Annotated in this window: 10 protein-coding genes; 2 read left to right on the plus strand and 8 right to left on the minus strand. The window is 38.4% G+C overall.

Going from position 1 to position 10,740, the window contains the following annotated elements:
* Window positions 1-103: 103 nt before the first annotated feature.
* From C9J42_RS20920 to C9J42_RS20940, 5 genes are all read right to left on the minus strand, one after another.
* Window positions 104-1,132 (minus strand): hypothetical protein, encoded by a 1,029-nt coding sequence (locus C9J42_RS20920; RefSeq protein WP_107287298.1) that lies wholly within the window; start codon window positions 1,130-1,132, stop codon window positions 104-106.
* Window positions 1,133-1,294: 162 nt separating this feature from the next.
* Entirely contained in the window at window positions 1,295-1,627 is a 333-nt protein-coding gene (locus tag C9J42_RS20925; RefSeq protein WP_107208641.1) for a hypothetical protein, read from the minus strand.
* A gap of 252 nt (window positions 1,628-1,879) precedes the next feature.
* Window positions 1,880-2,161, minus strand: a complete 282-nt coding sequence (locus tag C9J42_RS20930; protein WP_107208640.1) for a hypothetical protein — start codon at window positions 2,159-2,161, stop codon at window positions 1,880-1,882.
* Window positions 2,162-2,766: 605 nt separating this feature from the next.
* On the minus strand, window positions 2,767-3,207 hold the full coding sequence (locus tag C9J42_RS20935) for a hypothetical protein (protein ID WP_045187065.1): 441 nt from the start codon (window positions 3,205-3,207) through the stop codon (window positions 2,767-2,769).
* A complete protein-coding gene (locus tag C9J42_RS20940; protein ID WP_107262264.1) occupies window positions 3,182-4,126 on the minus strand; it encodes a hypothetical protein in 945 nt (314 codons plus the stop codon). The genes C9J42_RS20935 and C9J42_RS20940 overlap by 26 nt, the downstream gene beginning before the upstream one ends.
* 211 nt (window positions 4,127-4,337) lie before the next feature.
* On the opposite strand from C9J42_RS20940, the gene C9J42_RS20945 reads away from it, so the two are divergent.
* Window positions 4,338-4,655, plus strand: coding sequence for a hypothetical protein (locus tag C9J42_RS20945; RefSeq protein WP_107302285.1), 318 nt, complete (start codon window positions 4,338-4,340; stop codon window positions 4,653-4,655).
* Here the strand turns inward: C9J42_RS20945 and C9J42_RS20950 are convergent.
* The 3 genes from C9J42_RS20950 to C9J42_RS20960 form a co-directional block, all read right to left on the minus strand.
* Window positions 4,652-4,957 (minus strand): helix-turn-helix transcriptional regulator, encoded by a 306-nt coding sequence (locus C9J42_RS20950; protein ID WP_107287299.1) that lies wholly within the window; start codon window positions 4,955-4,957, stop codon window positions 4,652-4,654. The two genes, C9J42_RS20945 and C9J42_RS20950, sit on opposite strands and share 4 nt — an antisense overlap.
* A 415-nt stretch (window positions 4,958-5,372) precedes the next feature.
* Complete coding sequence (locus tag C9J42_RS20955) at window positions 5,373-7,229, minus strand: UvrD-helicase domain-containing protein (protein ID WP_107302286.1); 1,857 nt, start codon at window positions 7,227-7,229, stop codon at window positions 5,373-5,375.
* Window positions 7,222-9,090, minus strand: a complete 1,869-nt coding sequence (locus C9J42_RS20960) for an ATP-dependent endonuclease (protein WP_107302287.1) — start codon at window positions 9,088-9,090, stop codon at window positions 7,222-7,224. The genes C9J42_RS20955 and C9J42_RS20960 overlap by 8 nt, the downstream gene beginning before the upstream one ends.
* A 346-nt stretch (window positions 9,091-9,436) precedes the next feature.
* Here C9J42_RS20960 and C9J42_RS20965 point away from each other — a divergent pair, with 346 nt between their 5' ends.
* A complete protein-coding gene (locus C9J42_RS20965) occupies window positions 9,437-10,033 on the plus strand; it encodes a recombinase family protein (RefSeq protein ID WP_107302288.1) in 597 nt (198 codons plus the stop codon).
* Window positions 10,034-10,740 lie beyond the last annotated feature (707 nt).

Genomic DNA, 10,740 nt, shown 5'->3' on the forward strand with positions numbered 1-10,740 from the left:
TATATTATTGGTTATTACAGCCAATTACGACCACATCAATATAATGGCGGATTAACACCGAATGAATCAGAACGATTATATTGGTTAACCTCTAAAACCGTGGCTAGTATTTGTTGACCACTACAATCGAAGCTCCACCACACTCGTAAATAGGGTAAGATTCTCTAATACGTGTAATATTAAAATACGCATATAATTTAAAGTTTTCTCCATCTTTTAAATATACGCCGTATCTAAGGCCATCAGTTACTATGAGTCTTTTACAGTTTTCTTTTCCTTGAGCATATCCTTCTGCTTGTGAAATGGCATTTAAGCACGAGTTACCTTTTCTTTTTGCTTCAACAACAACATCTAAATTAGAGTCATTTCTCGGTAAACGTTTAAATAGTGCAATATCTACTTTATTCCACTCAATAGCCATTTTTTGAGGTGTCCAACCGAGGGCTCTCAATAGAGGTACTGCAAGGTAGGCAACCGTTTCAAATTCTGAAGGGTCTTGGTATTTTTGATACCACTTAGCAATTCTTATTAATTCATCAATTTCTTTGGTTAGTACATCAATTGAAGTGCTAGATACACCGTAATCAAATAGTGATTCTGATATATTTTCAAAACAGATATCTTTTTGAACGTTAACCTGTGGTAGTTTTGTGAGTGTTGGTAGACTATCAAAATCTAATTTTAAAGAGTGTATCCAGTTGATGACGATATCTGATGTAAGTTCTTGTGTTGTATCGCCTAACTTAAGTGAATAAGTATCAAAAGTTTCTGGATTTTCGTTATATTTCCATAACCATTTTACTCGACGGATATGTTGCAATCCCCATCCGTCTACATCGCCAAAGTTTTCATTATATTCATAGTCGCCGACTACCATACCTACACCATAAACTTGTGAAGTACCTAGTCTAAGAACAACAATATCTCTGTCTATGATCGTTTCGCAAAAGCGCTTTAAATTGGTAATCTTTCTCGATGACCATTCATTTTTTTTTAATTTTTCAGCACAATCAGGCCAAGCTCCTTGATAACCAGGTCCTGTAATAATTACATCCCATTTAAGACATAAATCTACATAATCTCTATCTTGGTCACCTGCAGCGTGTTGCCAATATTTTATTGTTCTAGTCATATATTTCGATAAGTGGATTGTGATTATTATTGTTAATAACCCCTGAGAGTAGGGCTTATTTGACCGTATGGTTATTTATGCGCACTAAGTGCTGTTAACGGCTCTATTAATAATGCGGTTAAAAAACAGAGAATGACTCCCAGCTGAGAGTCGTTCTTGTGTCTAAATTTCTGTCGCATATGTCGCTGTACTTGCTTCTTTCCATCCATTGTCAGAAATAATTTCTTTTGCCTTTGCATCAGCTTCATCCTTCGTTTTAGCTTTAACAGTGACAACAAAGAAAAAATCCAAGCCATCCCTTTCAACAGACTCAGACCACTGATTGTAATAATCCCTAGTATTTTCGCTCCGCCTCTTAATTGAACGTTTATATAAAGCACGTCGAACATCATCTGCGGTAGGCTTTGGATTCTTGATTAGCTTACGGTATCCCTGATTACCAGTGGAATACGCGACCCAAGTTTTTGTATTTAGACAGATATTTTTTTGATACATATATTTAATCCTGATTTAAAAGAGAGAAACAGATAAATACGCTTTACTCATTGATTTATAAATATTGAAAAGGATAAAGAAATATCGATATTTAATAGATGATGGTTAAATCGATCCGATATGCGGTAACGACCAGATATCGAAATACCGCCTCGATGGGAAGTATTTTTAGTGTCACTTATCCCAATAACATAAAAGTTGCGATTTGTTGTGAATCCAGAAAAAAAGATCGTCTATTGACGATCTTTAATATCATAAACACTTAAAGCGAATTGTTGCTTTTGGGTAATTGCCTAAGATAAATGGCCCTTGGTTTTCGTGAGTATCTAGTACCTCTAAGCTTTTATCTAAGCTTTGACAAAACTTGTTAGCTTGCTCTAGTACTTCTTGTAGTAACGGTTCACTACCCGATGGAAAAGCCCCTTCCTGACGCGACATAACATATTGATCTTGTCCTGAAGGTGTTGGACCCGTAGTTGTTGTTGCACAACCAGCTAGCCCAAATAAAGCAAAAGTAATAAATAGTTTATTCATAATAAAATTCTTCAATAAAACAAAAGCGATATTAAGCTTATTGTTATTTTTTTCAATGTTTTATCTATGTTTTCATATGCTTTGTGGGATACCATTTGCGGACAATCCGAGGATAAGGCCCGCCAGCGAGACGCGCCATTCATTTCAAACCACACCCTTACCACCATCACGTTAAAACGCCTTCGTGTGAAAAGCCGCAATGCAAGCATCGCTCACACCAAGGCAACGTCATGGTGTTGTCGGGGCGGTTTTCCATTCATTTTGCCGCTGGCTAGCTTAGGAGCTTGTTTCCAACCCCTATCCCCAATCTTGGGGAAGTTTACGCTCGCGCAAACAAGAGCCGTTCGCACCGTAATGGCTCACGCTCCTAGGTTTAACTGAATTGGTTTGTGGTTCGCCATTACCGTGCGTTTGGGTATCGTGGGTGCTGGCGCTTCATAATTACGGCTACTTGGTGCCTTTTGCTGGCACAAAGCAGCCTTAACATAATGGTTTTTATACGCACTAACCAATTTTAGGTAATCTTAGTGCCACAGTAAATTTGGCATAAGGGATATCATTAATAATCTAATATCTAGGTAAAAGCCGTTTAAACCTCAACAGTTTTATTCCTTTGTATAGGTCTTATATATATTTACATTAGTTACTTTAGTTGTAACGCTATAACCATGATTCATTAAACGATTATCAATATAAAAATACGAAATAGCACTAATAACCACAGCTATCGCACAACATAAAATTAACATTTTATTATGTTGTTCCTTTTGCGTGTCAGTCCAACTATGTGCTGCTACTTTATTTGTTTTGATAATAATAAACATGGCAAGCCACAACCAAACAACAACACCAAATAATGATATTCCGACAAGCGGTGCGCTTACTGAATATTTAATGATATTCGTTAATGAATACGCATTAAAAAGTGCGGTTATCCATGAACTAATGAACCAGAAACACCCAGCACTGAGTAGTAATGTTATAAAAATAAACCCAACTTTATTTTTTAATGATATTTTCTCATATTTGTAATTTTCTAAGCGCACTTGTCAGTTCTCCTGAAACATTTTTCACTTCAAATAATGGGTCCAGTACTACACTAAGAGCTATGGAAACAGCGGCAATAATCACTAACGGTAAAACTCCAGTACCTCCAACAATCAATCCAACTATCAGCTCTGCACCATAAATAGATAATGCGGTTTTTATAAAATCAGCGCCTACATTCCCGAACCAATCGTAAAAATCGGTCTCATCGTTAAAAATCAGATCATTCGTATTTATCGCGGCTGATATAATCATGGTCATAGCACCGGCTTTTATACCTGCACCTATACGCTGTTTTGGGGCTAATCCTAGCTGTACTACTTTCGGGTTATCTATGGCATAGGTCTTCGTTCCGTTCACCTTAATACGCATACCTTTAACCATCACATGGCGTAACATCTGATTGCCATTATTTCGAGTTGATATTGACACACGTGTTTTCCCATTGATCACGGAATATCGTGCTGTTACACCAAAATCGCCAAATGCTTGAGTCAACATAACAGCGCCAAAACCTGTAGCTAAATACTCACCCCATGTTTTAACTTTATCTATATCTTTCAAAATCAATGTCGATGGGACTTCACCCTTTTGGTGGTATCGTTCATCAATCATGTTTTTTATGGAATAGAAGGTATCTTCTTCGGTAAGAATCAATACAGATTGGTGATTCTTTTCTAATTCTTCTTGTGTTGTACATTGACCAATGAATAATCCATTACCTGAAATATTATTCATCAGTTGCTCATGCTTCAATGAATGTTGATTAGCCTCAATACGAGCTAACGTATCCAGTGTTTTTTGCGCCCTAGCTTCTTTAGCCAATTCGGATTTATTAGCACGTTCAGTCTGTTTGACTAAGCTGTCATGACGATTAAGCTCAGTAGGCGGCGAGAGCCATGTTAGAGATTTAGCCATTTAAAAATAGAAAGTTTATTGAGTTTGAATCATTGTAAATAAAAAAGTGGCTAGGCAATAATTTGCCCCAAATGGGCTCTATTTAACATATTGTATGTTTTATGCGAAATGTTACGTGCCTAACCCCAGCAAGCTGGCGGGCACTGGGCACAACGCATAAAACGGCAATTATGTTAAATTTTCCGCGCTCAGTTTGGCATCGGTGATCGCTTTGGCCACAAGCCAACATCAAAAGCGGCCTGTAAGTGTGGTTACATTTGGCATCTTATTGGTGTGGTTAGGCTGTCATGTTGGCAGTGCCTGCCAATTACCTCGCGCTTCGCACATCGGCTTCCACAACCTCCCCCGCCCACCCAATGTAGCCCGCTTGGTGCTTAAAAATGGTGTCTACGCCTTTAGCCTATTCGTGTTTGGTTACAGGCTTTATTTACTGTATTTCTATGGCGGCCTACGTGGGCTGGTCGTTGCGGTAAAATCAAGATCAAAAGCAATAAAAAAGCCTGCTGGCGCAGGCTTTTATCGTTTTTAATGAGGCATCGCGTCAGCAATGTTTGGTGCTTTTTTTACATGCCGGTGTTGGAGTTCTTCTAATAATTCCATGGTATCAAAACTGTCTAACGAGGGACGTTCGCCAGTAAAATAGGCGACACTTTTATTAAAAAGTGCCGATATTGCAATGAGTGTGTCTAGTCGTGGTAGTGTTTTTCCGCACTCTAAATCTAAGTAGGTTTGCCTTGCTACCTTTAAGTGTTTAGCTGCATCGACTTGCGTCATTCCGTGTTCTTCACGGTTTTGCTTTAGTAGCAAGTGAAATGCGTTAGGAGTGTTCATTATTTTAGTTCTTCTATGTTTTTATACGTCGGACCAAGAGATTGTATCGCTAAACGGGAAGTTGAAAAGTAGGGAAAAGTGATTTTTCGTATAAATGGTGAGAGTGGAAAGTTTCCACTAACTAGACGATATAACGCCTTTTAAAATCGTTCTTCTTTTCTATGACTTAGAGAATAATTGCTTTCTGTTGCGGTAGATATAACAGATGTTATGTGAAATATGTGGGTAAGTTTGTCGATATGGAGTGATATTGGTGAAGTTGGTTGTAACAGAATTGCTTGGTGATCACAAACGAGTTAGAAATATAACTCTAACTCGTCTGTTTAGTATATAAAACCCAAGTATAAGCTAGAAGCACTTTATTGAAGGTACAATAAAAGTCACAATTAATTTCTACCGACTAAGAAATAAAAATTTAGGGCATTGTAAGATCACAAATTTTCCAGCCTGCGTATTCTTGCTTCCCAACATGCTCAGGAGGAAACCCTGATTTATCCATAGCAAGACAAAGTAAGTGCGCAGGTCTTGAAAAAGCGACATATAACTGCTTCATGAACTTGATTTTTGTAGCAGCTGTTGGTTTCGTAATGTTTTCGGCTAGAATGTAGTCAATTAATGACTTTAAATCATTTGAACGGAATTTAGTTTCCAAGACTAGCGTGGCTGCATGTGTTTCACCTTTGACAGCATGAATGGTTGCCACTTCATTTTCGATTATTCGTCCTGCAACGTCTGTATAAACCTTGTTAGCGCTGACATTGTTAACAGTATCTGCGAGGGGCCTATTACCCTCAAAACAGATAAATTCTTGAATTTGGCTCAAGTTATGCAAGTTCAAATAACTGAATAAAGTAGTGACTGATTGGTTCCATATACTCTCTGTTATATCATTTTCAATCAATGACTTAATCAGGACATTGAAATCAATGATTAAACCCGATTCTCTCAAGTATTTACGTATATATGTGGTTGAGTACCTAGACTGAGTACCATCTTGGTGTGATAGTTTAGCATTAGATATTCGACCGCATCTAACCATCCCATCAAGAATTAGACGATATGCTTGATGCCCACCTTTTAGGCGACTCCCTTCATAAAAGTAATGAATAAATTTGCTTGGTTTAAACGCATTTGTTGAGTTGCTCTTATCAAATGAGTCGAGATAGTTACAAATGGTCAATCCATCATCCTTCCTAACACCAACGGCACCAACCGTTTTAATTGGTCTTTTACAGTCTTCCGGGATTGCTTGTGAACACAATTCTGCAAACCTATCGAAAACGTTACTTCGTGAGTTCTCATCAACCAAAAAAATTGTGTGTAAGGCTTGTTCTGGTGCTGCTGTATCTGAGTTCAGATTGATACGGTTGTAACTTAAATTTTTTGCCAGCAGCGCAACTGAATTGTTAAAGCGGTGACTGTCTTCGATTTTCTCTAAGGTAACTTGATTGTAAGTTTGATTTCCCTCTTCCCCACCACTATAAATAGCTTGGTCAGGGTCACCAAATCTTTGGAAGCTTACAGTCTCATGCTGGAATATATCGTTTAGCAATTCATCTTGGAATCTTTGGGTATCTTGCATTTCATCAATAAATACAGCAGGGAAGCGAGCTCTAAGTGCACCTTTAATCGATGAATTATTTAGAATGTACTTCTTAGCAAACGCATACATTTCATGGTAATAGAAGTAACCATCAGTCACTAACGTTCTTTTTGCTGACTTTAAATCCTGATAGCTTGTCGATGTGGATAGCCTTGTAAAACCAGGTACTGATAGTTTTATTCCGCCATCGATGAATTTATATTGAAGCTCCTGCAATGATGAAATATGTCGTTGTATCAGGAAATTCTTTGTCCCTCTAGACAAAAGAGACCACCCCTTAGTACAACATATATCATCGTCAACTTGGGTTACGGTAAAGCCCTTTGAACGTAGATATGGTATTGCGAGATATCTATTTACAAACTCTTGAATTGTGCCAATAAAGTGTGGATTGGATAATAGTTTGTGACCATCAACACTCTGCTGAAGGCGCTCAATTATTTCACCCTTTGCAACATTGGTATGAGTTAAAACACATATTCCTTGATGCGGTTGTTTCCATTTTTTGGCAATTATAAGAAGCTTAGCTGCAACCATTGTTGTCTTGCCACTACCTGGGCAAGCCTGTACATCACTGAATGTCTTGATTACCTGCTTTCTTGCAGCATCAAACGTCACCCCTAACTCTGCTTCGACTGCGCTGATATCCGTATCATTAATATCAATCATCTTGTAACGGCTCCATTTCTGCAGGAAACGGTTCTGTTACATACTCAATAGCATCAACAATATAGGATGGTAACTTTGCTTTTAGATCTAGAGGGCGGTCTTTGTACTTAGATAGGATATCAGCCAGTAAATAACTAACTTCACTTTTCCCATCTCCTTTACCTTCGATAACGCCATACAGCTGGACAGCTCTTATTTGTGCATCAGTATTTAGTGCATCGTAGCCATCCATGCTATGATTTATCGCTTGATATAGCTCTTCGCTCAGTCCGTACTTTGCAAGGCAGAACTCAAACGTCCAGTCATTAGATATAAACGTTTTAACTAGCTCTCCATCAAACTCGGACTTCTTAGCTCTTTTTGCATCTATTTCGGCAGGGCTGAGTTCATTAAGCCAATACTTCAAGTTTCCGCCTTTACCACTTGGTTTTGGCTGCTTTTTGGTTTTAAAGCCATAATCGTTATCACCAGTATCTTCAGCTTCATTTGGCCACAAATCTAAATCAGTGATACAAGCTACCTTGATAGGTAATGGTTGTGGATTTACTGAGGTAGAGCTGGATCGATAAGCCTTAGCGTAGCGCTTCCTTGATAAGCCATTTACGCTTACTAGCGACACTCCATAGTCTTCTAAAGGCCGACCAAGTAATTCCGCTATTTTGGGGATTAAAACTACCTCTGCAACCCCTTCAACTAGCAATACACCTTTTGCAAAAAACATATTTGCCTTTGTGGAATCCAAAAATTTCTCTAGGAAAACATAATCTTCGTCTTCGAGTGCTGTGCATCCCTTTCTTAGAGGGAAAGCTTGGCCTTCTTGCATTAGAATTAAGCTCTCTAAGGGGGCTTTTGATGCAAGTACGGGACTATGGGTGGATAAAATGCATTGTAGTTGACTATTTTCAGTCCGAAGATAATTAATAAACTTCAACTGTAACTGAGGGTGAAGGTGAGCTTCAGGCTCTTCTACTAGCAACAGAGGATATTGATCTTCCTCTTGTTTTATTAGCATTAGTTCAGTAGCCATAAATAACAGACTGCTATAACCCAATCCGTGCTTAATACCTGAAGCATCGAGTTCGAGAGTTAGTTTTTCTAAAATGGATTTAAGAGCGAATGATTTTTCTGATTCGCCCATGTCTGCATAGTCCTTGCTTCCTAACAAGCTTAAGACTGGCGCAAATACATTCGCTTTGAATGTTAAAGAGTTCAGCAAGGTAGCGATATTGTCTTGCGCAGTTTGAATTGCTGCGTCTGACTGAATTTCCTTACTTGCTTCAGTAAGTAATTCAATAATACGCTGAGTTGCGCTCGTATCTCCAGCTAAACTGGAATTACTTCCTAAAATTTGAGATAGCCTAGACGAGCGTCCAGCTGAGAGTTCAGCTTCGGCATCACGTAAAGGTTTTAAATAAGTAGCAGCGAGGTACTCACGAACGTCTCTTTCAATTATAGGGCCATCATTATTGATACCAGAACGGATTTCGGTCTTTATAAATTGAGATTTTTTGAAAGGGTTTGGTGCTAGTTTTGCTGAAAGAGTTATGAATAGAGTAGATTTATTAACTCCAGGGGTTACTTCTTCATTTGTTAAATGTTCTAAAAATAAGCCTGACTCTCGTAGGGATAAGCCCTCAAACTTTAACTGAATTTGTAACTCATTTTTACCATTTAGGAAGTCAGTACTCTTCAGGTTAACCCACTCAGCTGAAGTTGTATCAAGGACGAGTCGTATTGCATCGATAACAGAGCTTTTACCCGCATTATTTTCACCCACAAGTAAATTTAACCCCTTGTTGAATGCCATAGAAAAATCTTCAAACTGTCTGAAATGTTGTGCTTTCAATTCTGATAAATACATAGATTGTAAATTTAGCCAATAGACGATAATTATTCTAATATTTTAAATTATAGCCATTTTAATATCTTATTAATTATGCGTTTAAATGATCAAGCCCACATAAAACATTATTTTAATTTTTTTGTTGAAGAGTAAATATGCCATTACTTTTTACATAAGAAGTCGTATTGATAATGCCTATATAAATAAACGTTGAGTTAGTGACATACTTTAATCTGTCATTTTAGGCATACCCTAACGAAACCACTCCCTACAGTCTCTCACCCCTTATCGCTTCATTTGTGAAACCATCTATACTAAACTGAGTTTGGAAACCAACTTAAATTAAACCAGTTTAGGGGAAACCATGCTGATCCGTGCTTACCTTCGCGCCTCTACTACCGAGCAAGATGCCCAACGGGCAAAAGAAGAACTCAAAGCCTTTGGCGCCAAGTTTGATAGTCGTATTGCTGGCTACTACATCGAAAACCAATCTGGCACCAAGTTAGAACGGCCAGAACTCAACAAGCTAATAGACGATAGCGAAGCCGGTGATGTGTTGCTAATTGAAAAGATGGATCGCCTTACTCGTTTACCTTGGCTTGAGTGGAAAACCTTAAAAGCCCGCATCATGGAAAAAGGGTTGGTGATAGTGGTGGTAGATCAGCCAATGACGCATGCAGTGTTCAGCGCGGGTGAGCAAAACAGCATTACCTTGGCCTTAACCGAGTTTATGTTGGATTTGGGGGCAGCGATGGCGCGCGATGATTACGAAACTCGCCATAAACGCCAAGCACAAGGCATTGCGAAAGCAAAAGCGGAAGGTAAGTACCGTGGTCGCCGTGTGAATGAATCCCTGCATCAAGATATACGAGATCAATTAAAACTTGGGCGGAGTTACTCAGAAATACAGCAGAAGTTAGGCTGTAGCAGGGCGACAATAGCGAGGGTAGCTAAGTGCTAGTTTTGTGATTATTTTCACTTTTTCTAGCTCTTCTGGTTTAACTTCGTGAAATAGAGTGTATTATTTCTGCTATTGGTGGGAACACTAAATAAAGCCTTCTTAAATGGGGGCTTTTTTGTATCTACAATATTCTAAAAACCGCCTCTTCATGGCGGTTTTTTTGTATTTGGCATTATGGGTTAACAAAAACTTGGTTCTGTTGTATGGCCGAAATGTACCCGTATAACCAAGTAAGATGACTTAATACCTTAGATGTCACCCTTATAGGAAAGATATTCACATCGGATGTCACCATATTAGAGAAGGATAACTTAAATCGGACAGGTGTCCGATATGGCTAACCATTTATAGGGGGGCTTTATTTGTATTGGAACATAAAACACGGACTTTAACATTGCTATTTAAAGCTTAACTTATTGTTTTTATGTGTTTTGCTTTTTTTCTTTGACTCTAAAAAAAAAACACCCAAAAACGTATCGGGCTTTTGTTAGAGTTATATTCACATCGGATGTCACCATATCAGAGAAGGATAATTTAAATAGGACAGGTGTCCGATATGGCTAACCATTTATAGGGGGGGGTGTAGTGGTCAACAAATACTAGCCACGGTTTTAGAGGTTAACCAATATAATCGTTCTGATTCATTCGGTGTTAATCCGCCATTATATTGATGTGGTCGTAATTGGCTGTAATAACCAATAATATAT

Origin of the sequence: Photobacterium sp. GB-56, assembly GCF_003026105.1 — a bacterium.
GTDB lineage: Bacteria > Pseudomonadota > Gammaproteobacteria > Enterobacterales > Vibrionaceae > Photobacterium.